This window comes from Candidatus Saccharimonadia bacterium, assembly GCA_035544015.1.
In the GTDB taxonomy this organism is placed as follows: Bacteria; Patescibacteriota; Saccharimonadia; order UBA4664; family UBA4664; genus UBA5169.
Genome location: DATKIP010000076.1, coordinates 1 through 26,069 on the forward strand (window position 1 = coordinate 1; position 26,069 = coordinate 26,069).

Here is a 26,069-nt window from a genome sequence, read left to right on the forward strand (position 1 = left end):
CTGACCCACCCTCACTTTTGACATAACCATCGTTTAGGCACAAAAATGACGGCAAAACGTTTCGGGAAGGAAACAAAAATGCCGTCACCAAAAATCATACCGTCCTGTGCCCGTATTATTCAACACCACATCATGCCCCAAATTTCTTCTAAGTGGCGAGGCCAAATGCGTTTCGGAATCCAGGCTCTCACCTTGAAACCGTTTGCCAGCCTGGCCTCAAATGCCCGCCAAACGGTGAGCAATCCAGATACGGCCAGCACCAAAATGGATCGTCTCGCGAGAAATTCAGGCTTAGCAGAAGCCCTTTCGACAGCTACAATGAGCCTCGGATTTATTCGTCCGTCTAGCATAGTGGCCTGCGACCACTCCGACTTCAACGGCCTCATGGCCTTCGTCGGTGCCGTCCAAACCCATCGCGGCCGAGCCATTCCCTGCCTGGTCGAAACAACGTACTCGCCGCGTTTGCCGGCGCGCGGCGATGATATACCGATACGCAAGCGAAAACTGCGTCAGGCGTATCGCCAGCAGGGCTACAATCTGTACGACCAAGCCGAAATGGCTCTTGAGGACTTTGCGGACAAGCTCGGATTTTGGCCGCGGCTGGTGTTCGACCGTGGGTTTGGAGGCAAGCACTTCGTGCATACTTTAATGCGACATAAAGCCATATTCTACATCCGGCTCAAGGCTCGACGATTCGTAGATTTCGGAGTAGAGCACGTGCGAGTGAGCGAACTGACCAGCTTAGACGAGCAGGTTCAGCTGGATGGTATGAAGTTGCGGATTGTCCGCAGCGACGACCCCGAAACGGGTGAACCCTGGTACATTTTGACTTCAGATATGGGCAGCCGGCGGCAGAAAATCGTCCGAATCTACTACCGCCGGTTTGAGATTGAAGAGACATTTAAGGATCTCAAGCACATCCTCGACCTCGACCAATCCAAGCTCAACCGGCCGCTCAGTCTCAAAGTGGTATTGTGGTTTACAAGTTTGAGCGTGATTTTGTCATTTCTGGTCGGTTGGTGGACCCGAAAACCAGACAAAACACGACATACCAAGAAGACTCTGTCGTGGTTTCGGCAATTCTTTGAGGCTCTGGAGAGGGAAATGTTGCAACCAGCCTGTCAGGTGATTACGGGAGGGTGAGCAAGTGAGGGTGGGTCAGACGAGGGATTTTGACAATTGCAGAAATTATATTATTATAACAAAACGTACGTCCCTACATCGAGATGGAGTGGCACATGACCACGAGTACGCGCACCCCCTTATCGCCGGCCGCACTGCGAGTGTGGGGCGACCTGCTCCGCGCCGCCAACGGCGTCGAGCAGCCGGGCCACGCGGTCTTCCAGAAGCTGCTCGACTTCGGCTTCCAGCCGGCGGACCTGCCGGCCACGATTGGCGAGTTCGTGGCCAAGGTGGTCGGCGGCGAGCTGGGCCGTGACCTCGGCCCACTGCAGCAGGGTCTGGCCGCCGCCCGGGCCCTCACCCCGGAGGAGCTCACCGCCCGCGTCGACGCGCGCCACCAGCGGCAGCTCGAGGACTATCGGCAGCAGCTCACCGAGCTGAACGAGGCCCGGTCCCGGCTGCAGAAAATCACGGCCGCCGAACCGCCGACCCCCGAGCCGGGCGACCCCACCACGGTCGTGTTCCTGTACACCACCTGGGAGCAGGCGCTCGGGCACGCCCGGGGAATCGTGCGGGAGCTCGAGGAGGCGCTCCCGGCCTCCGAGCCGGTTCGGCAGAGCGAGGCCGCCTACGAGGAGGCGCTCGTCCACCGGCTGGAGGAGGACCTCCGCGCCAACGAGTACCAGAACACCCAGACCGCCATGGGCTGGGCCACGGCCTACCAGAACGCCCTGGCCATCGCAGCCTGGGTCCTCACCCTCAAGCTCGATGACGGCGGAGCCGACTGAACAACCCATCCTGTCCGCCCTAGCGGCGCCTCCCCACACCCGGGGAGGCGCCGCTCGACACGTTAAATCCCTGCTACAATAGCCCCATGATTGCAACTCTGCGTGGCGTCGTCACCGAAAAGCTCGAAACCAGCCTCGTACTCGAAGCGGGCGGCGTCGGCTACGAATTATTCGTCACGGTCGACGAATGGGGGAGTGCCGAGCTTGGTGCCGTGGCCACGTATTACATCTCCGAGCAAATTCGCGAAGATGCGCACAATCTCTACGCCTTTAGCGCCCGCGCCTCCAAGCAACTCTTCGCCCAACTCATCGCCGTCAACGGCGTCGGCCCCAAAGTGGCGCTGCAAATTCTCTCGGCCGCCGGCGAATCGCGCCTTCGCCAAGCCATTAACTCCAACGACCCCGCACTGCTCAAGGGCATCACCGGCGTCGGTCCCAAAACCGCCCACCGCGTCATCATGGAGCTGCGCGGTAAAGTAGAGGAGGGGAGCGCCGGCCTCGCGCCGGTGGCCGACCCCACCTACCAGGGCCTCGTGGCGCTCGGTTACACGCCCGCGCAGGCCACCGCCGCCGTCGCGCAGATTCCCGCCGACATCTCAGGTGACCAATCCCGCCTCAAAGCCGCCCTCAAGCAGGTCAAATAAATGCCGGTACCAATCCTCAAAGTCGCCGCCAAAGCCGTCATCCTAGACCCCGCCGGCCAAGTGCTCATCCTGCGCGAAGGCCCGGCCGGCGACGGCAACACTAATGTCGGCCGCTACCAACTACCCGGCGGCAAGCTCGAACCCGGCGAGGCCTTCGCCGACGGCTTGGCGCGCGAGATCAAAGAGGAGACCGGCCTCACCGTCGAGGTCATCCGGCCGCTGCATGTCGGCGAGTGGCGGCCGCATGTCCATGGCCAAACCCTGCAGATTGTTGGTATATTTATGCTCTGCCGCACCGAGGTTACAGACATTACCCTCAGCGACGAACACGACGATCATCAATGGATCGATCCCGCCCAGCGTCACCATTACGACCTCATGCCCCCGGAAGACGCCGTGATCGATCAGCTTATATCAGAATAGACGCCAGCTACCCCCGTACGGTACGCTAAACACACCCATGTCACCCAAGCCATCAGCCCCCAACCCTAGCGCCCGCCGCCTCCTCGACGCCCTCAGTATCGTCGCCAATGTTTCGGCTGTCGTCGGCGTGTTTCAGAACAAGTCGCATATCATTATCATTATCGCCGCCTCCCTGGCGCTTGCGACCGGCGCATACCTGCTGATCGGGCGCTGGGGCAAGCCGCTCGGTCGCCAAGCCGCCTTCGTCATCCTCATGATGCTCGCGGGCAGTTCCACGCTGGCCGTCTCCATCGACCGCCTCGTTCTCGGCACGCCGTCTCAGCCCATTTTCGGCCCCCCAGCGAGCCCCACGCCGTCGGTCGCTCCCAGTTCTTCCCCCAGTCCCACGCCCAAACCCCTCTTCAGCGGCGCCATCACGCTCACTAGCGGAGACGCCATCGACCTCGAAGCCGGCGGACGGATCACGCCCAATCAATCCCTCGCCACCGGCTCAAATGACCTATTCCTCAATGACACCAACGGCCTCGCCGCCAACGCCGACCACGCCGACTTTTACAGCGCGACCAACACATCCGAAAGCGAGGCCTATGCCCGCTGTGTATATCTCATTACCAACGACAAATACCGTTCACTTGGTGCGTATTATGTGAGCGCCAACGACCAATATTGTTTCAAAACCTCCGACGGCCACATCGCCTGGTTTCGCAGCGTTCAGTCCGAAACCCACAAGAAAGTTTTGAGCATTCGCGTTTGGGATAAATAATCCGGCCCCACCCACCCGTTGCATATTCGCTTTTTGTTCGGTATAATGGACTCAGTCCATAAGATATACTGACATTCAGAAGGGGTAGAAATATGTCTCTCACACGCGAAGACCTAGGCCAAATCCAAACCATCATCAACGATGCCACCAAGGGGCTGGCAACGCGAGAAGAGCTCAAGGCAGTCACTGCAAAGCTGGCTACCAAAGCCGATTTGAGGATAGAGCTCGATCGCATGGAGTCTCGGATCACCACTAGTATGGGCTTGCTCGAACGCGACACCCTGAGCCGCCTCGACCAGCACGAAGCCCGCATCGCCCGACTGGAGCAGGCGCGCAGCTAGCCCCGCGCCACGCCAGGAATCTTCAACGCATCCCACTATCGATAGTAACCCGGTTTTTGGTAAGGTAATTTTGCGTAGTCATCCGAGTCCTGTAGGAGGACGCATGTCAGTAGGTCTGCTCGAACGCCCGGGTCCGGACGCCCTCCCGCGTCCCGAGACCTGGGCGGAATGGCTCACCGATCGCGCCGCCCGGCTCGAGGACTTTCTGCGCCGGCGCTCCGAGGAGCTGTTCGTCGGCGATCAGTTCGTCGCCCTGTGGCTCCCGGCTCGCCCGGGAATCACCTTCCACTACAAGTCCCGAGCCACGCTCGACCGGTTCAAGGAGGCGCCAGCCCCGCGGGCGGTCATCGCGGCCCATCGCCAGCAGTACGGCCTCACCGAGGCGGCCGCCCAGCTCCACTGGCGCGAGCTCATGCGCTACTTCGCCCTGGGCACCGTGTTCTCGTTCCCCTTCGGCATGACCTCGGAGGTGATCGACCACATCTGGCACGAGCTAGTGGAGCGCGACAACCACGGCGCGTGGGCTCGACAGGTCAGCCGCGTCGGCATCGGCCACCAACCCAGTGGCTCCGGCGACCCCGACCTCAACACCGACGGGCTCTTCCGGCTGGCCTACCGGCTGACCTTCAAGGAGGAGGCGCCGCATCACCTCTGGCCGCGCGATGGAGCATCATCGTGCTTCTTCTGTCCCAGCCCGGACGAGCCGGCGCCGCCTCGGCGACCGATCGAACCAGCTCCCTGGCCGTCGCAGTCGGCCGGCGAGGCGCTCTGCGGTCGCGTAAGCCGCGGGCTGACCAATGACTGGTGGCGGCACGTTCCGCCGCTTTCGGCCACGGCCTAGCCCATGCGGCCCGGCCCCTCGAGTGGGGGCCGGGCCGTAAAACCAACAAAATCACCAATCTCCTGCGGCGACCCCGGCCCCCAGATCGCTCGCGCCTGATACAATACTGGTATGATCGAGCGCATCGTCAATCCCGAAGTCCCCGAATCGCCCGCGGCCGAGGCCGAAGAGCGGACGCTCGAGACGTTGCGCCCCAAGTCCTTCGCCGCCTACGTGGGCCAAAACCTGCTCAAGCAAAACCTCAAACTCGCCATCGACGCCGCCAAGCACCGGGGCGAGCCGGTCGACCACATCCTGCTCTACGGCCCGCCCGGCCTCGGCAAAACCACCATGGCCGGCGTCATCGCCACCGAGCTGGGCGCCAATCTGCGCGTCACGAGCGGCCCCGCCATCGAGCGCGCCGGCGACCTCGCCAGCCTCCTCACCAACCTGGCCGACGGCGATGTGCTGTTCATCGACGAGATCCACCGCCTCCCCAAAACCGTCGAAGAAGTGATGTACCCCGCCATGGAAGACTTCGGCCTCGACGTCATGCTCGGCAAGGGCCCGTCCGCCAAATCCATTCGCCTCGACCTCCCGCGCTTCACCATCATCGGCGCCACCACCCGCGCCGGCGCCCTCAGCGCCCCCCTGCGCGACCGTTTCGGCCATGTCCACCGGCTCGAGTACTACTCGCCACCCGAAATGATCGAGGTCATCGAGCGCGCCGCCGGCATCCTAGGCGTCAAGCTGGCTCGCGACGCCTCCGAAGAAATCTCCACCCGCGCCCGCCTCACCCCGCGTATCGCCAATCGCCTCCTCAAGCGCGTGCGCGACTACGCGCAGGTCAACCAGGTCGACACTATCACGCGCAAAGAGGCCCGCGCCGCCCTCCACCTCCTCGAAATTGATGACCTCGGCCTCGACAACGCCGACCGCCAGCTCCTCCAGGCCATCATCACCCACTACGCCGGCGGCCCGGTCGGCCTCACCACGCTAGCCGCCATCTGCTCCGAGGAAGCCACCACCATCGAGGACGTCTACGAACCCTACCTCATGCAAATCGGCATGCTTGAGCGCACCTCGCGCGGCCGCCGTGTCACCCCCAAAGCTTACACGCACCTCGGCCTCACCCCGCCGGCCGCACCGTGAAGCTCAAAAACGTCGAGTCAATCGCAAAATACGGCGGCATCATCGCCGTAGTATTTGAATGGTCGGCCTTGCTGTCTTTCTATCTCAGCCAACCGTCGGCTTTCAACGGTGCGCACCCCATCAGCTACTTCGCCTCATTACCGCAGACAAGATTCATCTTTAGTCTCTGTTACTGCGTTGCTGCCCTAAGCTTCTGGGTTTTTACCAAATACCATCTCAATAAATATTTGCAGACGCCCGTTAGATTATTCACGGTGTCCATGCTCGGTTTTGCCGCCGTAGCTCTGTTGCCGTTCAATCCTGATAGCCGACTCTTAATGGGTCTACATAATTTCGCATTTCTCATATTCGCAACCACATTCCTGGCCGGCATGTATCTAATGGCAAAACGTAGTAAAGATCGAGTATTTAGTACGGTGTCATTCGCACTTATAGCGTTGGGCTGCCTCTTGCTCGCGACGTTCGCGACGCTGCAAAGTACTTCGTTTGTCTTAATGAGTGAAGTTGGATGGGGGCTCGTCTGCCAATTATGGATATTATGGGTAAGTTACCATAGCTACCGGCTCGGACCTCGCTAACCCCCAACTCTCACGCCCGACCCTCACCGCGCACCCCAAACATTCGCCAAAATCTCGCTTCACCTGTATCCTTCAGCCAGGAGCTCCAATGAAGATCGACCACATCAACATCGTTGTCCGAGACCTCGATACCGCAGCAGATTTCTTCGCGGATATTGGCTTTGAGGTCATCAAACGAGACCAGCTCGAGGGACAGTGGATCGATCAAATAGTCGACTTGCGGGGCGTCAAAGCCGAGTTTATCGCCATGGCAATCCCCGGCGCCGAAACCAAGCTTGAGCTTATCCGCTACGACGCCCCGGCCGGGACCGGCGATCCTCTCATCGGCCAAGCCAATCAAATCGGACTCAGGCACCTGGCCTTCGAAGTAAAGGGCATCGAGGGCATAGTAGCGAAGCTTAAGTCGAAAAACGTGACATTCCTAAGTGATATCCAGGTCTATAACGTCACCAAAAAACTGTGCTATTTTTACGGACCGGAAGGTATTTTGCTCGAACTGGCAGAGTATTCCAAATAAGTATGAGCAAACCCACCCTTACCCAAAACCTCGCCCATGCCGAAGCCATCAAGCGCGAGATGACAGAGCTGTTGCGCGAGCTCGAATCCCGCGCGACTGGCAAATCAGTGCCCGGCAAACCTGGCGGCTGGCGCCACCATCCCGTCGAGTGGGCGGCCCAAAACCTGTCCCAAACCCCGGTACCGCCTACTTAAACGGGTCGCTCTTGCCCAGATCGCCCACCGGCACGCCACCCTCCACCACATCCAGGCTCTTCACCGCGTCAATCGTCGCCTTGTCGAACACCACCTTCGTCGCCGGATTGGCCGTAGCCACCGGAGTAGGGTCGGGGCCAACATTGAGGGCCGCATTCAGCACGTATGCGGTATACGCAAACACCCCCACCAGCGCCAGCCCAAAGATGTACGGCTGCAGCCGCCGCACGATCGGCAGCCACTTCTTAAAATCCAAATCGAGCTTAAGGTTCATGTTCATGGCTTTATATAGGCATTAAGTGCAATCGCGTACACGATCGGTTTTGATTTATCAGGCCGGCTAATGGCGAGGTTGGTGATGTTGGTGAAACGGTTGAGTTTCTCAACCTTGGCCGTAAAATTCTGCAATTGATCGTACGACCCCGACAGCTGAAAACTAATCGGCAGCGCCAGCACCGTCCCGCTCTTCACCGTCTGCGAAGTCCCGGTGGGCAGACCCACGGGGCTGGGCATATTCACACTCGCAATCGCCAGCCCCTGCTGGGCCGCGATGTTTTGCAGCTGAGCCAAAATCTCGGTTTGCTTCTTGTCGCGCGGCAAGGCTTCGTCAAGCAGCGACAAAATCGGCACAATGTCGCGGTCGTATTGGCGTTTAAGCCGGCTGAGCGTCTCGATCTGCCGATCGGCGTCGGCCTGCGCCGCCAATCCCACCGAAAGTTGCTGCGAGCTAGCCGTCACTTGCTGCAAAGCAAAGTAGTAGCCCACCCCGGCCAGCAGCACCGTCCCGCCAAAAACCCCGAGCAATACCAAGAAAAACTGCTTCGGTTTCATTTGGCTTGCCCCGGCTTAAACGCCACCACCACACTGGTCTGATAACTGCCGCTGGTGTTGGAGCTGATCGTTTCCAGGTCGGCGTTGGCGATCCGCGGCGAGGTGATGAGCGCGTTGCGAAACGCCAGCGCGCCGGCGTAGCTGGCCGCCGTCACCGTGATCCGCACCGCCGTCTTGTCGTCGCCCGTGAGCGTCATGCTGTCGATCGACACCCCCTGCGGCACCACCTTGGCGATATCCGCCACCACCGACGAAAACCGCGTCTGGCTCACCTGCACGTACTTGATCGCCGCCAGCCGGTCGCTCGCGTCCTTGGCCTTGGGCGTGAAGGTCTTGTTGAGAGCCGCAATCGTGGCCTGCTTTTCGGCCACATCATTCGCCACGGCGGTAGTTTGCTGGTGGAGCAGGTAGAGGCTGCCCGCAAAGATTACCCCGAGCACCACCGCCACCGCCACCGATGTCCGCACATACACAATTGCAATCCGGTTGAGCTTGGCGTAGCGAATCTGCTCTTTTTGATCGGGCGGCAAGAGGTTGATCACAGCTTGCCCTCCAGCCGCGCCAGCCCGATCGCCGAGGTGTACATGGGCGCGTCATACTTCGATACCGGCTCCACATGCTTCATATCGAGGCCCATCCACGGATCGGCCAGCACCACCGGCACGTTAATTTCCGCCGCCATATACTCCAAAAATCCCGGCATGCTGGCGCTGCCGCCGCCCACGATGATCGCCTCAATCTTGCGCTTCTGAGCACCCCGGTCCTGGTAAAACTTCATCACCCGCCGCATCTCGTCGCACATCTTCTTCAGCGGCACGCCCAGACTGGCCATCACTTTGGGCTGCAGTCCCGACGGCCCCAGCCCAAATTTATATTTAATTTCATTGGCCTGCTCGCGGCCCACTCCCAGGTCCTTCACGAGCTGCTGGGTGAGGCTGTCGCCCCCCAGTGGCACCGTATCGGTCAGCCGGATCACCTTGTCGTGCACCGTCAGGTCGATCGAGGTCGAGCCGATGTCGGCCACCAGCGTCGGCTTGCCCAGCTGCGTCGAGGCCACGATCGCGCGCGTCGTGGCTGCCATACTCGAATCTACCAGCGCCACCTCCAGCCCCAGCAGATCAAACAATTTGATGTAGCTATCCACGATCGCCCGCGGCGCCGCTACCATCAGCACCTCATTGCGCTCGGCGCCCGCTTCGATCGTTTCGTAGTCGATGTAGAGGTCGGGCAGCGGCACCGGAATGTACTGCTCCGCCTCCAACCGCACCGCCTGCCCCAAATCCGCCGGGTTCATCGGCGGCAGCTCTAGCACGCGTGTAAACACTTTGGCCACCGGCAAGCTAGCCGCCACCCGCGTGGCCGTGATTTGGCCGTAGGTGGTTTTCTTGAGCAACGGCTTGATCGCTTTCACGATCTCCTGGGGGTCCACCACAATGCCTTCCACGATCGCGTCATCGGGGAATTGCGCGTAGCCGTAGCCCATCACCTCCATCGTTTTGCCGCTGGGCCGCAGCTGAATCATCTTGGCCGTGCGCGTTCCCAGATCAAACCCGAAAATCGGCCGTTCCCGGTACACCAAGGGCACCCGCATCATACTGATATAACCATAGCCATTATGCGTATTGTATCACTTTGCCCTTGTCATGGGTTATACAGCTGCTCGCGCCAATTTAAAATCGAATAATTCCCCGTGGTTGGATATTGCGGCGGAGGAGCATAAATAAGGTTCGAGTCGAAATTTGTCGCTGTGGTGCCCCAGCCCGAAACCAGCGTCCCCGACCCATTCACATACCCCCACGTCCAAAACAAGAACGTCGCAATCGCACCATAAAACGTCAACGTACCCGTTTTAGCCGCGGCGTTCCCGGTAGAATAGACATGCCCGTTTTGAGCCAGCAAAGCCGCGTCGATCTCCACCGCGTTCGGAGCATAATCCGACACGATCACGTCGGCTTGGGCGATCAATCCAATTGCCGCCGAGCCGTCTTTGGCCGCATACGTCAGATTGCTCGTGATGTTGACGCTGCGCGCAGTCCCACCCAGCGTGGCTGCCACAATCGTGATGCGGCCCGGAAAACTCGTGCCGCTCACCCACACGTTATCATCCACGAACAACACGCCGTTGGCCGGCGCCGCGAGGTCGCTGAAGCAGTTCGACGTGGTGATACCCGTGGCGCGCGACCCGCTAAAGGTCTCGTTGGTGACTTTGCAGCGGTCGTATTTGCCGTTGCTTTTGAGCGTAATCGAATAACCCTTCGAACCACTGCCGGCCGTGTACGTGCCGCCGCTCTGAGCGCTCGCCTTCATGGTGGTGAGGTTGGCCGACACTTGGGCAAAGTTCACCACACTCACCGGGTCCGTGCAATTCGGCGGCGTAGCGTTAAAGGGCGCTACCTCCACCGGCTTCCATTGGCTGCTCGGGCCGCCGGAGCCCCACACCCCGCAGTGGAAGGTGGTCCCATTGCCGCCGAATTGCGAGGTCGGTTTGTAGGTTTTTTGGCCGGCCGAGACAGTCCCGTTATTGACCCCATCCATGTGCACGCCCACATTCGACATCACCGGCCCATTTGACGCTTCCGAGGAGCCAAACCACACCTCCGATTGCGACAGCAAGCCATAATTAGCAAACGACGGCTGCCCCAGCTGAGCCAAAATCGTGCGCGTCCCCGAAAAGTGCGGCACCTGCCCGATCGACTTCACGGTCGTAATCGTCGAACCCCCGCTCGGCGGCGTGATGTAGAGCGTGTAGCTGCCGAGCAGGTTGCCATCGGTGTCGTAGGAGTTGTGCACGTACGGCCCATACGGCGCCGTACTCGGCGTGGTGCCGCCATCCTTGTAATCCGTCGGGTTGTGCGCCAAATGCCACAAGTAGTAATTAACCCCCGCCTCCGCCACGTTCATTGCCTCGGCGCTACGGCCCTCGTACTGATTAAACCGCGCGTTGCTGATCAACAGTTGCGCGCCCACCATCCCCAAAAACGACAGCAAAAAGGCCATAATCAAAACCGTGAGCATGATGAACCCAGATTGAGTGGTGCGCTGATTCATAGATTCGTCTTAAAATTACGCAATGTTACACGCGTCGTTAGCGACACCGGTACACTCAGCTGCTTGGCTTTGGGGTTGGCCGCCACATAAATCCCGATCGCCCGCACCTGGCTCGTCGCAAAGCCCGGGGAAAGCACGTTGCCGGCATCATCGTAATACGTAAACATGGTATTGGACCCCATCGCCAAATCCACGCGCGTAATCGTCGGCTTCTCGGGATTGTTGTTGTAGGTGGCCGGGATCGCCGCGCTATCCGGGTCGGTGACGCCGATCACCAGGTTGTTGCCGCTGATGTAGTAGCGAATCTTCTTGATCACCGTGTCGGCCGGCGAGAAATAGCCGTAAACCGTAACCGTATTGGGCTGAGCACTGAGCACCCCGGTCGTCCCCCGGAGCACCTTGCCGATCCGCGCCGACAGCGTCGAGAGCTCGGTCGAGGTGTCCGATTGAGCCTGCAAAAACGCATACGACGTCAGCCCCTTGTAGCTAAACATCACGAGCGGCACCGCGATCATCGCCGTCAGCGTCATCACCACGAGCAATTCAATGAGGCTGTACCCCCCCTGATCGAGCCGTTTACGGAGTAACATTCAAGCCTCCTGTCTGTGTCGCCGTATTCCCGCTGTTCGTCACCGCAAGGTCCCATGCACCGGTTGCCGCTCCCGTGAGACTCACATTGCAAGTGATGATCGTGTTGCCCACGCTCGAAGCGCAGCCGGTAGCCGCAATGTCCGATTGACCGGCCTTCTTGAGCTTTACGCTCGTGCCGGTCGGAACGTTGGCCCCAGTAATTTTGAGCGAAAAGGTGCTCGTGCCGGTCTGTTGCGTCAGCGGCGTCGCTTGGCTGATGCGCGGATACGAGCTGGAGGTGCTCACCACCAGATTGGCCGTCGACGACGAATTCGCTCCCAGCGCCAGGGGCGCATAGGGCGACACCGTGACCACGTAATACCCCGTCGGAACCGCAAAATTATAACCCGTCAGATCAAATTCCATCCCGCTGAGCGTGATATCGCCGGTCGCGTTGGTGGCCGTAGCCTGCGAATATTTGTACACTGTGGGGCTCTGCTTAATCGGTTTGGTGCCCGAAGTCGTGACGCTCAGAGCATTCATCGGATTGCCGCTCGTATCCGTCACATGCACGTAAAAGGTCGAGAGCCGATCGATCGTCAGCGTAATCGGATTAATTTGTTGTGCCAAAACATTCATATTGAGCTTCACCGCCGTCTGCGCGCCCGGCGGCTCCGGAATCGTACCGTCCGTCGAGTAACCCGGCAGGCTGGCCGTAATTTGATAATTGTTGTTCGAGTCCGGCGGCAGTTTCGGAATCACCACTACGCCCAAATTATCGGTCGTGGTAGCAATATTCACATCCGGGTTGGGCACCGTATTCACGATCGTCACGTTCGCGTTCGGCACCGGCTGGCCGTTCGCATCGAGCACCGTGATGCTCAAAATACCCGTGTTCGACGACGTCTCGGCCGCTTTGCCCGCAATATCCGTCGACAGCGTCGAAACCACCTTGCCGCTCGACACCAGCTTCACCGTTATTTGCGCCTTTTTATAATCATACGGATACAAATCCTTGGGTTTGCCCGCCGCCGGCCCGCTCCCGCACGGGCACGAAATAAACCCGTCATACGGATCGTCCACAAAATTGAGGTCGGTGTGGACGCTGAATTTAAAATTGCCCCGCGTCACCGTTTCGTTGTCGAGGATATTGCCCGGCGGATAAATCGTCCCGCTCTGCGTCGCCAATGAATCGTACGGTAGGTCACGCAGCGTCTCCATTTTCTCATTGGCCAGCGCCACCCCGATAGCTCGCGACTTACCAAGCACAACCGTGTTGATATTCGAGATATACAGCTCGCCAATAGCCGCCACCATCAGCGCCATAATCACAGCCCCAAACACTACTTCGACCAGCGTAAACCCACCTTCGTTTGCGCGCTTCATGTCCCCATTATAACGCTTATGCTGAAGAAAGCACCGCGGCCTTCGCTCGGGCAATACCAAAACCGACCCCGTAGGGTCGGTCTCAGAAATTTGCGGCAGGGGACTAGTTGCCGTTGACGACTTCGAACTTCTTCGCACTCGCCGATCCGCAACTGCTATCGGTCGATACGCTGGCACCACTGTCCTGGTCATTCTCCAAGCAAGCCTTAAGCGTGTAGGTCGAGTCCGAGTTGGCCGGGGTGTAGGTGTAGACATACACACCAGTATTCTTCGGGTCGGTGGGCAACGTCTTAACGATGGGTGCGGTACCACTGCTCAATTCCGAAAGAACAGTGCCCGAGCCTACGGCTCCACTACTAGCGGGGTACACATTATTATTAACAAAATATTCTTCCAGACCTTTGCGCAAAGTCGTAATGTCGGTCTTGCGCTTCGTGTCGCGGGCCTTCTTGGGCGCGGACGTAATATTCGGGATGATCAACAACGCCAAGATGCCAATGATCACAATCACGATCAAAAGCTCGAGGAGGGTAAATCCGCCCTGTTTCTTTAATGATGCAATGGACACGAGTGCTCACCTCCTTAAAATTTGTGGACGAATAAAGTCTAGCTCTATTTAGCCCAAATCATAAAGCGCTTAAGGTTTAATGTCAATGACACCCGCAAGGCCAAAGTCCCGCCCCGGCAAGTGCGCCGGAGCGGGACAGGCCTCCTAGGAGGCGAAGACGGACACGTACTGCCGGAAGGCAGCCCGCGAAGCGGTTGCGGTCGAGAGTGGGACCGGGTAGATGCGCCAGTCGTTCGGGTTGTCGGCGGTGGCCGGATGGTCGAAGTAGTTCACGAGGATCACGTTGTACGCCGGGGCCACGGTGCGCATCCACTCGCCCAGCTGCTGGTCCCACTGGGCCTTGCTGTGGCCGTTCTGGGCCGCACCCGAGGCCGGCTCGCTGCTGCCGGTCTCCCCGACGATGTACGGCTTGTCGAGCGGAGCTAGCGCCCGAATCGCCGTGATCGTGGCCTGCCGCACGTTGGTGGGCGTGCGCCAGGAGTACGGGTCGCTCGCGCCGTCCGACGTCGACCGGTTGTAGCCGTCGTCGCCGACGTACTCCGTATTGTCGTTGCCGGGATAGAAGTTGGCGAACGAGGTTTTGCCGTCCCGAAGAATATTCGGGCACCAGTAGAAGGACAGCCCCGGGAACGCCGTGCGCATGGTGTTGCGAATGCGCTGCCACGCCGGCCCGAATTGCGCGGGCGTGTTGTGGTTCGGATTATCGCCCCCGAATGTCCAGGGGTAGAAGGTCCCGTTGGCCTCGTGCAGCGGCCGCACGATGATCTCGTGGCCGGGGTGGGCTGCTACCCATGTCTTCATCTGGCCGGCGATCCGACTCATGTTCGCGTCTTGGGCGCCGGCGCCGATGTGGGCCAGCGTGTCCCACGTCTCGATCGTGACGATGTGGTGGTTGATCCACCGCGCCGCCTCGCCGTTGAGCAGAGCCGTGTCGAGGTCCTGGCTCTGACTCATGTAGCTGGTGTTCCAGTCGAGACGTGCCACACCCATGGCACTCAGGGTGGCGTCGAGCGAGCCGAGGTTGTCGGCGTCGGTGCCGAGCACGGCCGGCAGATACGCCGCCGCCGTGGCCGCCGTGGCCGCCGTGGCCGCCGTGGCGGCAGCCGGAACCGCTGTGGCTGCCAGCACCGCCGGAACGATACCCGCCGCCGCTAGCGTCGCGGCGACGAGCAGCCGGACAAACCGTCCTTGCCGTAATCCTTGCATGGTATTCCCCCGTCTCGGTGCCAACAGGCACCGTGGTGTGCCTGTTGGTAGGGCTAAGGGTCAGGAGCCCAGGAGACCAACAGGTAGGTCTTTATACCACAATATATTTCCTTGTACAAGGCAAACGGGGCTTAGATCGAATTCCCAATGCTCGAAATCGGTCCAAATACACTAATCACAATGAATCCCACCATACCCCCCAGCACAATGATCAAAATCGGCTCAATGATCGAGGTAATGCCCGACACCACCGTATCCACCTCTTTTTCATAGAATTCCGCCAGCTTCAGCAAAATCGAATCCAGCTGCCCCGTCTCCTCGCCCACGCTCAGCATCTGGCCTACGATCGCCGGGAAGTTTTTCGAAGCCCGGATGTGCTCGCTCATCGGCCGGCCGTTTTTCACCTTTTGTGCCACTTCCGCCAGCTCGTCTTGGTACACACTATTGCCCAGCGCCGTCTTGGTCGCATTAATCGCGTCGAGCACCGAAATCCCCGAGGCCATCAGCGAGCCAAAGGTGCGCGAAAACCGCGCAATGTTGACCTTCACGATGATCGGCCCAAAAATCGGCGCCTTCAAAATCAATCGGTCAATCGTGCGCTTGCCCCCCGGCGTCTTGCGCCAGCGAATAAACAGCACCACTGCCGCCACAAACCCGCCAATCACAAAATACCAGTCGTTTACCAAAAAATGCGAAATCGCCAGCATGATTTTGGTGTAAATCGGCAGCTGTGCCCCCGCGTCTTCAAAAATGCTCGAAAGCTTCGGCACGATCACCGTCATCAAAAAGAAAAACGCGCTCACCGTGGCCGTCGTAATGACCGCCGGATAAATCATGGCGCTGCGCACCTTGCTCACCACCTCGGCGTCTTTTTCTTGCTGCGTCGCCAGCCGGTCGAGCACCTGATCCAAAATACCGCCGGTCTCCCCGGCCTTCACCATGTTCACGTAGATCGGATTGAACACCTCCGGGTGTACCGCCAGTGCGCTGGCCAGCGTCGAGCCCCCTTCCACCTGTTTCGACACCTCCGCCACCGTTTTTTTAAGTTTTTGGCTCTCCGTTTGTTCGCGCAAAATGTTCAGCGATTGCACGATCGGCACGCCGGCGTTAATCATGGTGGCAAACTGGCGGCTGAAGACCACTTTGTCTTGGAGGCGCACCCCTTTGCCAAGCGATAATCCGCCGGTCAGGAGGCCTTTGAGCCCGGGCCCTTTTTCGCCCGCAGCTTCTTTGACAAGAATCGGCGTCAGGCCCTTTTCCACCAGGCTGGCCGTAGCTGCTGGGCGGTCCGCCGCAAAGACCGAGCCCTTCGTGATGGCGCCGCTTTTATCCCGCGCGCTGTAGCTAAATTGCCCCATTATTCGCGCGTTACCCGCAGGATTTCTTCGATCGTCGTTTTGCCCTGCAGCGCCTTTACAAAGCCGTCTTGCTGCATCGTGAGCATGCCGGCGCGCACCGCCGCCATCTGGATGTCGTCCGAAGTAGCGCGGCCCACGATCATCTTCGACACCGTATCGTCTACCTCGAGCACCTCATAGATGCCCATGCGCCCCTGATACGCTGCGCCGCCGCATGCCTCGCAGCCGGGGCCAGGCTTAAACAACATAAACTGCCCGGCCTTCAAATCTTTGGGGCTAGCGGCAGGCTGGGCGGGCTTGGCCGGTTCCGTTGCGGCCGTCGTCGCCACCGCTACCGGCAGCGCCGCCGGCTTGGGCTTGCCCGCATCGGCGGCGCTGCGGTTGATGATGTTTGGATCGGCGGCGATTTTATCCAAAATGCTTTTGGCCGTGTCGATGTCGTGCTCGGGGTTGATCACCCGGCCCTTTTTATGCTCTGTCGGCACCATCACCTGCGGCACAGGCGCCAGCGGCGCCGCATCGGGGGCAGCCGCGGCTACCAACGGCTTCTCGGGCGCGCCCTTCAGGTCGTTGAAGCGCTTCAGCGCTGCGTCAAGCGCAAAATCGCGCTTGACGTTCGTCAGCTCCACGCCCTCGGGAATGTACCCGATACGGCACACCTGGCACAGCCGCCGCACCAGCCGCTGCCCGATCACCGTGTTGACCGTGCTCGCGATCAAAAACGCCTCCAGCCCCATGTCGAGCAAGCGGGGGAGCGTGGTAGCCGCATTATTCGTGTGCAGTGTCGAGAGCACCACATGCCCCGTCAGCGCCGCCTGCACCGCCAGGTCGGCCGTCTCGCCGTCGCGAATCTCACCCACCATGATGATGTTCGGGTCCTGCCGCAGCAACGCGCGCAGTCCCGCCGCAAACGTCATGCCCGTCTTCGGATTCACCTGCGTCTGGTTTACCCCCTGCACCCGGTACTCCACCGGGTCTTCCACCGTGGAAATATTCACCCCCGGCGTATTGAGCAGGCTCAGTATGGAATACAGCGTGGTCGATTTACCCGATCCCGTCGGCCCCGTCACGAGCGTCATGCCGTGCGGTTTGTGCAGATTGCGTACGATCGCCTCCAGCGCGTGGCCGGTAAAGCCCAGCTCCTCGAGCGTCAGCGCCCGCGCGCTCTCGTCCAAGATACGCATCACCACCTTTTCGCCGTCCATGATCGGCAGCGTGCTCACCCGCAACGCCACCTGCTTGCTGCCCATCGCAAACTTAAACCGCCCGTCTTGCGGCACCCGGTGCTCATCTATTTTCAAATTCGCCAAAATCTTAATGCGGCTCACCACCGCGGCCAAAATCGGCTTCGGTAGCGTCATCGTCTCGCGCAGCACCCCATCCACCCGGTAGCGCACCTGCACAATGTTCTCGCGCGGCTCCAGATGAATATCCGAGGCGCGGCTCTTAATGGCGTACTCCAAAATCACGTTCACCGTCTTGGCGATCGGCGCGTCCTCAGCCAGGTCCTTGGCCGAAATTTTTTCCTCCGAAGCGCTCGCGTCCGCCGAAGAATCCTTGATAGCCTTGGTAATCTCGTTCGAAATGTTGCCTTTGTACTGATCGATCGCTGCCAAAATATCCGCGGCCGTCGCGATGTAGGTCTTGAGCTTGCCACCCACCTGCTTCGTGATGAAGTCTGCCGCCTGAAAGTCTTCCGGGTCGGCCATCGCCAGCTGCAGCGCATCCTCTTCGGCGCCAAACAGCACCACCTGGTACTTGCGCGCAATCCGCTCCGGAATCTTCAGCAGCTGCTCTCGCGGAATCTTGATCTCCGATAGTTCCACAAACGGCACATCGATACTCTTGGCGTACAGCTTCACCAGGTCTTTATCGCTGATGAGCTTCTTTTTGAGCACCGCCGTCTGCAGCGATTCACTCCCTTCGCTCTTGGGCATCGCATCTTCAATCACCTCCGGCTTCACTAAACCAGAGTCGAGCAACAACTTTTTGAGCTCACCGTCAGATATGCGCATAATATACCCCTATTTTAGCATAACCGTAATAACGCAAGGCTCGTAAAAAGCCCGTGCTTGCTCTACGGCTTTTGTTCGCTTATTCTTCAGGAGGTTCTCAGGAGGGTGCACAACATAACTAAGGGGAGTGCTCACTATGCGGTTTCGGATTGCGGTTTGCGTTAGTGTCTTGGTTGGTTATTTATTCGCTCAAACGGGGCTCATATCCTCGGTCGCCGCAGCCTCGAGCAGCGGCATTGTTATTTCCGGGCTGCAGCAGGCCGGCAGCGCCAAGGCCACCGATGAATACGTCGAGCTCCTCAATACTTCCGGCAGCACCGTCTCGCTGTCTGGCTGGAAGCTCCAATACCGCGCCGCTTCCAGCGCCAATGGCACCGACTGCACCAAAGGCTGGGCCACCAAAACCACTATCACCGATGGGATCATTCCGGCCGGCGCACACTTCCTGCTTGCTTCTAGCGGCTATCTCGCTGCCGACGCCGGCTTTGCCTCCGGTTTGGCGTCCGTTGGCACGGTGCGGATCGTAAATGACGCGCAGGTCACCGACGACGCAGTGGCGTGGGGCGCCGCTAGCTGCGGTACCGGGCAACCCGCCGCCGTGCCACCGGCCGGCTCCAGCCTCGAGCGCCACGCCGGCACCGAGGGCGCCCATGGTGACAACGCACTCGATTTCTTTGTGCAGACCCAGCCGTCGCCTCGCGCTTTGTCGGCAGCCGCGGCGCCGCCTGTCGCTACACCACCCGCCGCCGGGTCGTCCGGCCCAGCCGCGCTCGAGCTCAGCGAACTGCTCGTCGACCCGGTCGCACCGAGCACCGACAGCCGTGACGAATTCATCGAGCTTCACAATGGCGGCGACGTGCCGATCGAGCTGGGCGGCTACGTCATCCGGACCGGCACCCACAATTACCCGCTACCGGCTGGCACCCTCGAAGCCGACGGCTACTACGTCGTCACCTCCGGCGGCTCCACCATCTCACTTTCAAATTCCGGGGGCGTGGCCAACCTCATTGACCCCTCCGGGACCGTCATCGATACCGCCGCCACCTGGGAAACCGCCGTGCCTGGCGCCAGCTGGGCCTTTGTGGACGACGCGTGGCGCTGGACGCTCACGCCCACGCCCGGCGCCGCCAACGAGTACACGCCCGTACCCGGCACCGCCGGCGCCGAAGGCTCGGCCGATTACGCCGTCGTGGAGCTCAATGAGCTTCTACCCGACCCCGTAGCGCCCCTCACCGATGCCTCCGACGAATTCATTGAGATTTACAACCCCGGTGATACTGAGGTCGATCTTACCGGATACGTTCTCAAGACCGGCCACGATCTTACGAGCAAATATGTCATAAAAGACGTCACGGTCGGCCCCGGAGGCTACATAGCCCTCAAATCTGCCGACACCAAGCTCTCACTCGCCAATACCGGCAGCTCCGTGGCACTCTACACCCCCGACGGCGCCCAGCTGGGCGCCACAGCGACGTACCCCAAGACCACCACCGGCGACGCCTGGGCCCGCTTCGACGACGGCTGGCATTGGACCGGCCAGCCCACGCCCGGCGCCGCCAACCTCCTCGCCGCACCCGGTACCGCCGCAGCCGCCGCCAAAACCGCGGCCGCCAAAGCTACCAAGCCCAAAGCCGCCGCGGCCGCCAAGCCCAAAGCCGCCGCCAAACCCAAAGCCACCAAATCGGTCACGACCCCGCTCACCAATGCCGCCAGCACGCCGGCCGGCCGCTGGTTGCTATTTGTCTTGGCCGGGCTCACGATTGCCTATATCATGTATGAATTCCGCTATGACCTACGAAACTACTACCACAAACTCCGAGGGTACCCAATCGGTCGCCCGGCGCCTGTCCCGGCTCTTGTCGGGCGGGGAGGTGGTGGAGTTGGCAAGCGATCTGGGCGGGGGTAAAACTACCTTCGTGCAAGGCCTCGCCCGGGCCCTGGGCTACACCGGCGCCGTCACCAGTCCGACCTTTACGCTAAGCAACATCTACGCGTTGCCGGACGGACGCGAAATACATCACTACGATCTCTACCGCCTAGGCGAAGCCGGCGTAGTGGGCGCCGAGCTCGGCGAAGACATCGGCGAGCCGACCATAATCACGGTCATCGAATGGGCCGGTGTCGCCGAGACTCGGCTTCCGGCCGACCATCTCACCATTAGGTTCGAAGTCACCAGCGACACCGGCCGCAAGCTGATATTCTCCGGCAGCGGCCCGCTCTCAGACAAAATCGTTCATCAACTCAGTCCGGAACCACCAGTATGATTCTCGCCATCAAAACCTCGGACGACGCCGCTTGCCTCCAGCTCTATCCGGCCAAAGGCGGCGCGCCCCTCGCTGAGGACGCCTGGACCAGCGGACGCGCCCTGGCCGATCAGCTGCTCGCTCGCATTGCCAGGTTCACCGAGCCCCATGGCGGCGAAGCGGCACTGAGTGGCATCATCGTCTTTAGTGGCCCCGGGTCGTTCACATCGCTGCGCATCGGTCACACCGTCGCCAACGCTCTGGCCGATAGCCTCGGACTCCCCGTCGTCGGCGCTATGGGCGAAGATTGGCCCCAGGCAGCCATAAAAAGCCTCGCAGATACTCCGCCGGGCCGTCCGGCGCTGCCCCATTACGGGGCCGAAGCCAATATCACCAAGCCCAAAACTTGACCAGGAATCAAATCTCACGTTTAATGGGATTGTTCCCTACTACTGTTGATACCCGCTTCGCCGCTTACTCCGAATCCATCTATTGCTATCTCCGTTTTCTCCGGCTCGGCGAGCTGAAAAGGCCAAACAAATGTTCTACACTGTTTTCTCTATGTTCGCGGCGTTTCTCATTGGAGGCGGCGCGGTCGTCGGTTACACCCAATATTCCACCAAACGCAGAGGCAAGTCGGCTGTTGATCAGGCCGGCAAAATTGTCGAAGAGGCCCGTGTCGCGGCCAAGGAGCTCACCCTCGAGGCCAAAACCGAAGCCTTGCGCGTAGCCGAAGCCGCCAAACGCGACGAAAAAGAGCGTCGCCAGCAGATCACCCAAACCGAGCAGCAGCTCCTGCAGCGTCAATCCAACCTCGATCAAAAGCTCGAGGACCTCGACCGCCGCAGCGACAAGCTCCGCAAACACGAAGTTGACCTCGATAACCTCAAAGAGGAGCTGCGTGAAATCCGCGGAAAACAGCAGACAAACCTCGAGAAAATCGCCGGCCTGAGCAAAGATGAGGCCAAAGACAAACTCATCAAGATGACCGAGCGCGACATCAAGGGCGATCTCGTGAAGCTCGTTCAAAAACTCCAAAACGAAGCCAAAGAAGAGGCCGAAGACAACGCCAAGATGATCATTGTCTCCGCCATGGAGCGCATGGCTTCTGACCAAACCACCGAGCGCACCATCACCACCGTGCCACTGCCGTCCGACGAACTCAAAGGCCGCGTGATCGGCAAAGAGGGCCGCAACATCCAAGCCCTCGAGCGCGCCACCGGTGTCGACGTCATTATCGACGAGACTCCCGGCGCCATCGTGCTCTCCAGTTTCGACCCCATGCGCCGCCAGATTGCCCGCGTCGCGCTCGAAAAGCTGCTGGCCGACGGCCGCATCCACCCCGCGCGCATCGAGGAGGTGGTAGAGAAAGCCAAGTCCGAAATCGACCGCACGGTCAAAGAGGCGGGGGAGAAGGCGCTCAAAGAAACCGGCGTCGTCGGCGTGCCCACGGAAATGGTCAAACTGCTCGGCCAGCTCAAGTACCGCACCAGCTTCTCGCAAAACGTCCTCAAGCACTCCGTCGAAATGGCCAACCTGGCCGGCATGATCGCCAGTGACATCGGCGCCGACGTCCGCATTGCCAAAACCGCCACCCTGCTCCACGACATCGGCAAAGCCGTCACGCACGAAATCGAAGGCGGTCACCACCACATCGGCGCCGAGCTGGCCCAAAAATACGGCATGGAAGACGCCATCGTGCACGCCATCGAAGCGCACCACGACGATGTCGAGGCCACCACCCCCGAAGCCCTCGTGGTACGCGTGTGCGACGCCCTCTCCGCCGGCCGCCCCGGCGCCCGTGGCGACACCCTCGAAAACTACGCCAAACGCATGACCGAGCTCGAAAACCTCGCCAATGCCTTCCCCGGCGTCACCAAGTGCTACGCCATCTCCGCCGGCCGCGAGATTCGCATCATCGTCCAGCCCGAGCGGGTCGATGACCTCCAGGCCATCCAAATGGCCCGCGACATCGCCACCAAAGTCGAAGCCACGCTCAAATACCCCGGCGTCATCAAGGTCAATGTGATCCGCGAAACCCGCGCCGTCGAGTTTGCCAAATAATCGAAAGGCCCCGGCTGCGTGCTCGATCCCCGCTTCGTCATCCTAGCCTCCATCATCGACCTCTTCGGCACCGCCGCCTATGCCCTCGACACCCTCCGCGGCCGCACGCAGCCCAACCGCGTGTCCTGGCTGCTATGGACTGTCATCCCGTTCATTACCTTCGCGGCCCAGCTCAGCGAGCATGTTGGCTGGTCAGCGCTCTTCACGCTCGTGGTCGCCGTCGGGCCGGGCGCCGTGTTGATCGCATCGTTTCTCGATCGCAAGGCCTACTGGAAAATCACCCAATTCGACATTGTCTGCGGCCTACTCTCGGTCCTGGCCATCATCCTGTGGCTCATCACCCAAACCGGCCTCATCGCCATCCTGCTGAGCCTTGCCGCCGACTTCCTGGCCGGCATCCCCACGCTCGTCAAATCCTACCGCGAGCCCCACACCGAAAGCTCTAGCGCCTACTTCGCCGGCATTTTTAGCAGTGGCCTCACGCTGCTCACCATCCATACCTGGAATTTTGCTACCTATAGCTTCCCCGTCTACATACTGATATTCTGCCTCGTGCTGTTCACGCTCGTCCAATTTCCTCGCTTCCGCCCCTCGCATCAACCGAAAGTCTCATCGTGAAGCCCAAAATCATCCTCATCCACGGCAATGGCGGCAGCACCTCGGCCGATTGCTGGCTACCCTACGTAGAGCATGAACTCGCGCGTGCCGGGCTCGAGGTGGTCAACCGCAGCTTCCCCGACGCCGTCAAAGCCCGGGCCGCCTACTGGCTCCCGTTCATCGACGAGCTCGGCGCCGATGCCCACACGGTCCTCATCGGCCACAGCTCCGGTGCCGTGGCCGCTCTGCGCTATGCCGAGACCCACCGGCTGCTCGGCAGCGTGCTCGTGGGCGCCTGCCACACCGATCTCGGCGAGGCCAGCGAGCGCGTCAGCGGCTATTACGGAGCGCCCTGGGATTGGGACGCCATCCGCACCAATCAACAGTGGATTCTCCAATACGCCTCGCCCACCGACCCCTTTATTCCCATCGCCGAGGCTCGTTACATCCAAAAACACGCACGCACCAAATATTTCGAGCTTGCCAGCCGCGGTCACTTCCAGGATAATACGTTCCCGGAACTCGTCAGCGCAGTCAAGAAGCAATTAAACCTCTAAAGCTATGAAAATTCTCTACATCGGCGACATTATGGGCAAGCCCGGCCGCCAAATGGTCAAAAAAGTACTACCCAATCTCATTCGCGAAGAAGGGATTGATTTTGTGATTGCCCAAGGCGAAAACCTCTCCAGCGGTAAAGGGCTGCAGATCAAAGCCGTCGAAGACATGATGGCTGCCGGCATCAACTTCTTCACCGGCGGCGATTGGACGCTGCACCGCGAAGAGATCCATCCCTGGCTCGACGACCCTGCCCGTCCGCTCATTCGCCCCGCCAACTATCCCGCCGGTACACCCGGCCGCGGCTACAAGCTGGCCGACACCCCGTTTGGCAAAATTCTCGTCATCAGCCTGCTCGGTCAGACCGTTGGCTACCGCGCGCCGGTCGTTGATAACCCTCTTGAGGTCGTCGATCGCATCCTCGAGGAGACAAAATCCCAAAAAATAATCGCCTCAGTTGTGAATTTTCACGGTGACTTCTCCTCCGAAAAAATAGTAATCGGCCAATACCTCGACGGACGCGTCACGGCGGTAGTGGGCGACCACTGGCATATTCCCACTGCAGACGCACGAATCCTACCTGGGGGCACCGCTCACATCACCGATGTGGGCATGGTCGGCAGCCGTGATTCCAGCCTCGGCATCAAAACGAGTATCATCGTGAACCGTTGGAAAACTGGCCAGCTTAGCCGTAATGAGCTCGAAATCGGGGGCCAAATGCAGTTCTGTTCTTTGCTCATCGACCTCCCTATGGGCAAATCACACGTCCAAGCGGCAAAACAGATAATAATCTTTGGATAAATGCCGACTTTACCTTGGCGAAGCCGCCCGGGTAATATAGGTTAGGTAAACTCTGGGAGTACAGAATAGATGACCAAACAGCACCTCATAGAAACGCTGGCCGCCGAGACCAATACTACCAAACGCCAGACCGAAAAAATGCTTGCAACCCTCGTCGCGATAGTAGAGCGCACGGTGGCGAATGGCGAAAAGGTCTCGATCACCGGCTTCGGAACGTTTGATCTCGGTAAGCGCGCCGCCCGCCGCGGGGTAAATCCCCAAACCGGCGACGAGATCCAGATACCCGAAATGGCCATGCCGCGTTTCCGTGCCGGCAAGCGTCTCAAAGAAACCATTCGTTAGCAAAAAAGACCCCAACCGGGGTCTTTTTTAGATCATGCCTGGTGCCCCGGGTAGGACTCGAACCTACGACCCTTGGCTTAGAAGTCCACTGCTCTATCCAACTGAGCTACCGGGGCAGGTCCAGAGCCCGATCATTGTATCAGATGTGGTTTTCGCCACCAAAAATTTTGGACACCGACTCGTCCAAATAAATCGCCTTAATCGCCGCCGCCACCAAAGGAACCACCGACACCACTTCGACCTTGTCGAGATTTTTGCCTTCCGGAAGGGGCAAAGTATCAGTCACAACGATCCGATCAATCGGCGACGCCGCCAACCGCTCCAGCGCCGGGTCGGACAAAATCCCGTGCGTCGCCATCGCATAAATTTCCGCCGCGCCCGATTCTTTGAGCAGCTGCGCCGCCGCACAAATCGTGCCGGCCGTGTCGATCATGTCATCGATCAGCACGCATCGCCGGCCCGCCACCTCGCCGATCACATTTTTGGCCTCTACGGTGTTGGCCTGCGTCTTCGAGCGCGTCTTGTGAATAATCGCAAAATCCGCCCCCAGCCGGCGCACATACCGCTCCGAGGTCTTCACGCGCCCAGCGTCCGGCGACACGATCACTACGTCACCACCCAGCTGATCGCGAATATAATCCGATAGCACCGGCAGCGCCGTGAGGTGGTCAAACGGTCCGTCAAAAAAGCCCTGAATCTGGCCGGTGTGCAAATCCACGCTCACAATCCGGTCGGCCCCCGCCGCCGTCAGCATATCCACGAGCAGCTTGGCCGTAATCGGCTCCCGGCCGCTCGATTTGCGGTCCTGCCGCGCGTACCCAAAATACGGGCATACCGCCGTGATCCGCTTGGCCGAAGCCCGCTTGGCCGCGTCGATAATAATCAATTGCTCCATAATGGCGTCGTTGACTGGCTGGTCGTGGGTCGAAAACACAAACACATCTGCCCCCCGTGCCGACTCACCCAGCTTCACCGAAATTTCACCATTCGCAAATCGGTCCAGCTTCATATCTGACAGCGGCACATCAATATGTTTCGCCACCGCCTGGGCCAGCTTGCCATTATGCGATCCGGACAGAATTTGCAATCGCTTTTTGGTCGTAATTTCCATCGCCATATCAGCCCCACTGTACCACACCCTAT

31 protein-coding genes and 1 tRNA gene are annotated in these 26,069 nt (G+C 59.9%); 19 read left to right on the forward strand and 13 right to left on the reverse strand.

Features of this window, described 5'->3' with window-relative positions:
* Positions 1 to 165: 165 nt before the first annotated feature.
* From VMT30_03620 to VMT30_03670, 11 genes are all read left to right on the forward strand, one after another.
* Positions 166 to 1,143, forward strand: a complete 978-nt coding sequence (locus VMT30_03620) for a transposase (GenBank protein HVQ44028.1) — start codon at positions 166 to 168, stop codon at positions 1,141 to 1,143.
* Positions 1,144 to 1,238: 95 nt separating this feature from the next.
* Positions 1,239 to 1,910, forward strand: a complete 672-nt coding sequence (locus VMT30_03625) for a hypothetical protein (GenBank protein ID HVQ44029.1) — start codon at positions 1,239 to 1,241, stop codon at positions 1,908 to 1,910.
* Positions 1,911 to 1,996: 86 nt separating this feature from the next.
* The gene (gene ruvA / locus VMT30_03630) at positions 1,997 to 2,554 is read left to right on the forward strand and encodes a Holliday junction branch migration protein RuvA (GenBank protein HVQ44030.1); all 558 of its coding nucleotides are present in this window, start codon (positions 1,997 to 1,999) and stop codon (positions 2,552 to 2,554) included.
* Positions 2,555 to 2,977, forward strand: coding sequence for an NUDIX domain-containing protein (locus VMT30_03635; GenBank protein HVQ44031.1), 423 nt, complete (start codon positions 2,555 to 2,557; stop codon positions 2,975 to 2,977). It abuts the gene before it with no gap.
* A gap of 37 nt (positions 2,978 to 3,014) precedes the next feature.
* The gene (locus VMT30_03640; protein ID HVQ44032.1) at positions 3,015 to 3,740 is read left to right on the forward strand and encodes a hypothetical protein; all 726 of its coding nucleotides are present in this window, start codon (positions 3,015 to 3,017) and stop codon (positions 3,738 to 3,740) included.
* A 92-nt stretch (positions 3,741 to 3,832) separates the two neighbouring features.
* Positions 3,833 to 4,081, forward strand: coding sequence for a hypothetical protein (locus VMT30_03645; GenBank protein HVQ44033.1), 249 nt, complete (start codon positions 3,833 to 3,835; stop codon positions 4,079 to 4,081).
* 103 nt (positions 4,082 to 4,184) lie between these two features.
* A complete protein-coding gene (locus VMT30_03650) occupies positions 4,185 to 4,922 on the forward strand; it encodes a hypothetical protein (GenBank protein HVQ44034.1) in 738 nt (245 codons plus the stop codon).
* Between the two features lie 111 nt (positions 4,923 to 5,033).
* Positions 5,034 to 6,053: a Holliday junction branch migration DNA helicase RuvB gene (ruvB, locus tag VMT30_03655; GenBank protein ID HVQ44035.1), complete on the forward strand. Its 1,020-nt coding sequence runs from the start codon at positions 5,034 to 5,036 to the stop codon at positions 6,051 to 6,053.
* Positions 6,050 to 6,631 carry a hypothetical protein gene (locus VMT30_03660; protein HVQ44036.1) on the forward strand — a complete coding sequence of 194 codons (582 nt, stop codon included), beginning with the start codon at positions 6,050 to 6,052 and terminating at the stop codon, positions 6,629 to 6,631. The genes ruvB and VMT30_03660 overlap by 4 nt, the downstream gene beginning before the upstream one ends.
* A gap of 88 nt (positions 6,632 to 6,719) precedes the next feature.
* Positions 6,720 to 7,148 carry a VOC family protein gene (locus VMT30_03665; GenBank protein ID HVQ44037.1) on the forward strand — a complete coding sequence of 143 codons (429 nt, stop codon included), beginning with the start codon at positions 6,720 to 6,722 and terminating at the stop codon, positions 7,146 to 7,148.
* A gap of 2 nt (positions 7,149 to 7,150) precedes the next feature.
* On the forward strand, positions 7,151 to 7,342 hold the full coding sequence (locus VMT30_03670; GenBank protein HVQ44038.1) for a hypothetical protein: 192 nt from the start codon (positions 7,151 to 7,153) through the stop codon (positions 7,340 to 7,342).
* Here the strand turns inward: VMT30_03670 and VMT30_03675 are convergent.
* The 11 genes from VMT30_03675 to VMT30_03725 all read right to left on the reverse strand — a co-directional run bounded on the left by VMT30_03675 (position 7,335) and on the right by VMT30_03725 (position 18,324).
* Positions 7,335 to 7,616, reverse strand: a complete 282-nt coding sequence (locus VMT30_03675; protein ID HVQ44039.1) for a hypothetical protein — start codon at positions 7,614 to 7,616, stop codon at positions 7,335 to 7,337. The genes VMT30_03670 and VMT30_03675 overlap by 8 nt on opposite strands.
* A gap of 2 nt (positions 7,617 to 7,618) precedes the next feature.
* Entirely contained in the window at positions 7,619 to 8,173 is a 555-nt protein-coding gene (gene pilO, locus VMT30_03680) for a type 4a pilus biogenesis protein PilO (protein HVQ44040.1), read from the reverse strand.
* A complete protein-coding gene (locus tag VMT30_03685; protein ID HVQ44041.1) occupies positions 8,170 to 8,715 on the reverse strand; it encodes a PilN domain-containing protein in 546 nt (181 codons plus the stop codon). Before VMT30_03685 ends, pilO begins: the two co-directional genes overlap by 4 nt.
* Positions 8,712 to 9,767: a type IV pilus assembly protein PilM gene (pilM, locus tag VMT30_03690; protein HVQ44042.1), complete on the reverse strand. Its 1,056-nt coding sequence runs from the start codon at positions 9,765 to 9,767 to the stop codon at positions 8,712 to 8,714. The genes VMT30_03685 and pilM overlap by 4 nt, the downstream gene beginning before the upstream one ends.
* A 47-nt stretch (positions 9,768 to 9,814) precedes the next feature.
* Positions 9,815 to 11,221, reverse strand: a complete 1,407-nt coding sequence (locus VMT30_03695; GenBank protein ID HVQ44043.1) for a hypothetical protein — start codon at positions 11,219 to 11,221, stop codon at positions 9,815 to 9,817.
* Positions 11,218 to 11,811, reverse strand: a complete 594-nt coding sequence (locus VMT30_03700) for a prepilin-type N-terminal cleavage/methylation domain-containing protein (protein ID HVQ44044.1) — start codon at positions 11,809 to 11,811, stop codon at positions 11,218 to 11,220. Before VMT30_03700 ends, VMT30_03695 begins: the two co-directional genes overlap by 4 nt.
* Entirely contained in the window at positions 11,798 to 13,177 is a 1,380-nt protein-coding gene (locus VMT30_03705; protein HVQ44045.1) for a carboxypeptidase regulatory-like domain-containing protein, read from the reverse strand. Before VMT30_03705 ends, VMT30_03700 begins: the two co-directional genes overlap by 14 nt.
* Before the next feature lie 103 nt (positions 13,178 to 13,280).
* Positions 13,281 to 13,745 (reverse strand): prepilin-type N-terminal cleavage/methylation domain-containing protein, encoded by a 465-nt coding sequence (locus tag VMT30_03710; protein HVQ44046.1) that lies wholly within the window; start codon positions 13,743 to 13,745, stop codon positions 13,281 to 13,283.
* A 144-nt stretch (positions 13,746 to 13,889) separates the two neighbouring features.
* On the reverse strand, positions 13,890 to 14,951 hold the full coding sequence (locus tag VMT30_03715) for a glycosyl hydrolase (protein HVQ44047.1): 1,062 nt from the start codon (positions 14,949 to 14,951) through the stop codon (positions 13,890 to 13,892).
* A 131-nt stretch (positions 14,952 to 15,082) separates the two neighbouring features.
* Entirely contained in the window at positions 15,083 to 16,309 is a 1,227-nt protein-coding gene (locus VMT30_03720) for a type II secretion system F family protein (protein HVQ44048.1), read from the reverse strand.
* A complete protein-coding gene (locus VMT30_03725) occupies positions 16,309 to 18,324 on the reverse strand; it encodes a GspE/PulE family protein (protein HVQ44049.1) in 2,016 nt (671 codons plus the stop codon). Before VMT30_03725 ends, VMT30_03720 begins: the two co-directional genes overlap by 1 nt.
* Positions 18,325 to 18,493: 169 nt before the next feature.
* Between VMT30_03725 and VMT30_03730 the strand changes: the two genes are divergently transcribed.
* The 8 genes from VMT30_03730 (at position 18,494) to VMT30_03765 (ending at position 24,926) form a co-directional block, all read left to right on the forward strand.
* A complete protein-coding gene (locus tag VMT30_03730) occupies positions 18,494 to 20,230 on the forward strand; it encodes a lamin tail domain-containing protein (GenBank protein ID HVQ44050.1) in 1,737 nt (578 codons plus the stop codon).
* Positions 20,112 to 20,588: a tRNA (adenosine(37)-N6)-threonylcarbamoyltransferase complex ATPase subunit type 1 TsaE gene (gene tsaE / locus VMT30_03735; protein HVQ44051.1), complete on the forward strand. Its 477-nt coding sequence runs from the start codon at positions 20,112 to 20,114 to the stop codon at positions 20,586 to 20,588. The genes VMT30_03730 and tsaE overlap by 119 nt, the downstream gene beginning before the upstream one ends.
* Complete coding sequence (locus VMT30_03740; protein HVQ44052.1) at positions 20,585 to 20,977, forward strand: hypothetical protein; 393 nt, start codon at positions 20,585 to 20,587, stop codon at positions 20,975 to 20,977. The genes tsaE and VMT30_03740 overlap by 4 nt, the downstream gene beginning before the upstream one ends.
* A gap of 151 nt (positions 20,978 to 21,128) precedes the next feature.
* Entirely contained in the window at positions 21,129 to 22,631 is a 1,503-nt protein-coding gene (gene rny / locus VMT30_03745; GenBank protein HVQ44053.1) for a ribonuclease Y, read from the forward strand.
* Between the two features lie 18 nt (positions 22,632 to 22,649).
* Positions 22,650 to 23,249 carry a hypothetical protein gene (locus VMT30_03750; GenBank protein ID HVQ44054.1) on the forward strand — a complete coding sequence of 200 codons (600 nt, stop codon included), beginning with the start codon at positions 22,650 to 22,652 and terminating at the stop codon, positions 23,247 to 23,249.
* The gene (locus VMT30_03755; protein HVQ44055.1) at positions 23,246 to 23,785 is read left to right on the forward strand and encodes an alpha/beta hydrolase; all 540 of its coding nucleotides are present in this window, start codon (positions 23,246 to 23,248) and stop codon (positions 23,783 to 23,785) included. The genes VMT30_03750 and VMT30_03755 overlap by 4 nt, the downstream gene beginning before the upstream one ends.
* 4 nt (positions 23,786 to 23,789) lie before the next feature.
* Complete coding sequence (locus tag VMT30_03760) at positions 23,790 to 24,584, forward strand: TIGR00282 family metallophosphoesterase (protein HVQ44056.1); 795 nt, start codon at positions 23,790 to 23,792, stop codon at positions 24,582 to 24,584.
* A 69-nt stretch (positions 24,585 to 24,653) separates the two neighbouring features.
* Positions 24,654 to 24,926, forward strand: coding sequence for an HU family DNA-binding protein (locus VMT30_03765; protein ID HVQ44057.1), 273 nt, complete (start codon positions 24,654 to 24,656; stop codon positions 24,924 to 24,926).
* Between the two features lie 39 nt (positions 24,927 to 24,965).
* On the opposite strand, the gene VMT30_03770 is transcribed toward VMT30_03765, so the two are convergent.
* Together VMT30_03770 and VMT30_03775 are read right to left on the reverse strand one after the other, a co-directional pair.
* Positions 24,966 to 25,042, reverse strand: a tRNA-Arg gene (locus tag VMT30_03770).
* Between the two features lie 23 nt (positions 25,043 to 25,065).
* Positions 25,066 to 26,037 (reverse strand): ribose-phosphate diphosphokinase, encoded by a 972-nt coding sequence (locus VMT30_03775; protein ID HVQ44058.1) that lies wholly within the window; start codon positions 26,035 to 26,037, stop codon positions 25,066 to 25,068.
* Positions 26,038 to 26,069: the final 32 nt, after the last annotated feature.

Bases quoted from the DNA above. Each gene is read 5' to 3' on its own strand.
- VMT30_03725 (HVQ44049.1), bottom strand. From the start codon at position 18,324: ATGCGCATATCTGACGGTGAGCTCAAAAAGTTGTTGCTCGACTCTGGT.
- pilO (HVQ44040.1), bottom strand. From the start codon at position 8,173: ATGAAACCGAAGCAGTTTTTCTTGGTATTGCTCGGGGTTTTTGGCGGG.
- VMT30_03665 (HVQ44037.1), top strand. From the start codon at position 6,720: ATGAAGATCGACCACATCAACATCGTTGTCCGAGACCTCGATACCGCA.
- VMT30_03650 (HVQ44034.1), top strand. From the start codon at position 4,185: ATGTCAGTAGGTCTGCTCGAACGCCCGGGTCCGGACGCCCTCCCGCGT.
- VMT30_03620 (HVQ44028.1), top strand. From the start codon at position 166: ATGCGTTTCGGAATCCAGGCTCTCACCTTGAAACCGTTTGCCAGCCTG.
- VMT30_03645 (HVQ44033.1), top strand. From the start codon at position 3,833: ATGTCTCTCACACGCGAAGACCTAGGCCAAATCCAAACCATCATCAAC.
- VMT30_03775 (HVQ44058.1), bottom strand. From the start codon at position 26,037: ATGGAAATTACGACCAAAAAGCGATTGCAAATTCTGTCCGGATCGCAT.
- VMT30_03675 (HVQ44039.1), bottom strand. From the start codon at position 7,616: ATGAACCTTAAGCTCGATTTGGATTTTAAGAAGTGGCTGCCGATCGTG.
- VMT30_03765 (HVQ44057.1), top strand. From the start codon at position 24,654: ATGACCAAACAGCACCTCATAGAAACGCTGGCCGCCGAGACCAATACT.
- VMT30_03695 (HVQ44043.1), bottom strand. From the start codon at position 11,221: ATGAATCAGCGCACCACTCAATCTGGGTTCATCATGCTCACGGTTTTG.
- VMT30_03640 (HVQ44032.1), top strand. From the start codon at position 3,015: ATGTCACCCAAGCCATCAGCCCCCAACCCTAGCGCCCGCCGCCTCCTC.
- VMT30_03625 (HVQ44029.1), top strand. From the start codon at position 1,239: ATGACCACGAGTACGCGCACCCCCTTATCGCCGGCCGCACTGCGAGTG.
- VMT30_03740 (HVQ44052.1), top strand. From the start codon at position 20,585: ATGATTCTCGCCATCAAAACCTCGGACGACGCCGCTTGCCTCCAGCTC.
- VMT30_03715 (HVQ44047.1), bottom strand. From the start codon at position 14,951: ATGCAAGGATTACGGCAAGGACGGTTTGTCCGGCTGCTCGTCGCCGCG.
- tsaE (HVQ44051.1), top strand. From the start codon at position 20,112: ATGACCTACGAAACTACTACCACAAACTCCGAGGGTACCCAATCGGTC.
- VMT30_03635 (HVQ44031.1), top strand. From the start codon at position 2,555: ATGCCGGTACCAATCCTCAAAGTCGCCGCCAAAGCCGTCATCCTAGAC.
- VMT30_03720 (HVQ44048.1), bottom strand. From the start codon at position 16,309: ATGGGGCAATTTAGCTACAGCGCGCGGGATAAAAGCGGCGCCATCACG.
- VMT30_03670 (HVQ44038.1), top strand. From the start codon at position 7,151: ATGAGCAAACCCACCCTTACCCAAAACCTCGCCCATGCCGAAGCCATC.
- VMT30_03760 (HVQ44056.1), top strand. From the start codon at position 23,790: ATGAAAATTCTCTACATCGGCGACATTATGGGCAAGCCCGGCCGCCAA.
- pilM (HVQ44042.1), bottom strand. From the start codon at position 9,767: ATGATGCGGGTGCCCTTGGTGTACCGGGAACGGCCGATTTTCGGGTTT.
- rny (HVQ44053.1), top strand. From the start codon at position 21,129: ATGTTCGCGGCGTTTCTCATTGGAGGCGGCGCGGTCGTCGGTTACACC.
- VMT30_03700 (HVQ44044.1), bottom strand. From the start codon at position 11,811: ATGTTACTCCGTAAACGGCTCGATCAGGGGGGGTACAGCCTCATTGAA.
- ruvB (HVQ44035.1), top strand. From the start codon at position 5,034: ATGATCGAGCGCATCGTCAATCCCGAAGTCCCCGAATCGCCCGCGGCC.
- VMT30_03705 (HVQ44045.1), bottom strand. From the start codon at position 13,177: ATGAAGCGCGCAAACGAAGGTGGGTTTACGCTGGTCGAAGTAGTGTTT.
- ruvA (HVQ44030.1), top strand. From the start codon at position 1,997: ATGATTGCAACTCTGCGTGGCGTCGTCACCGAAAAGCTCGAAACCAGC.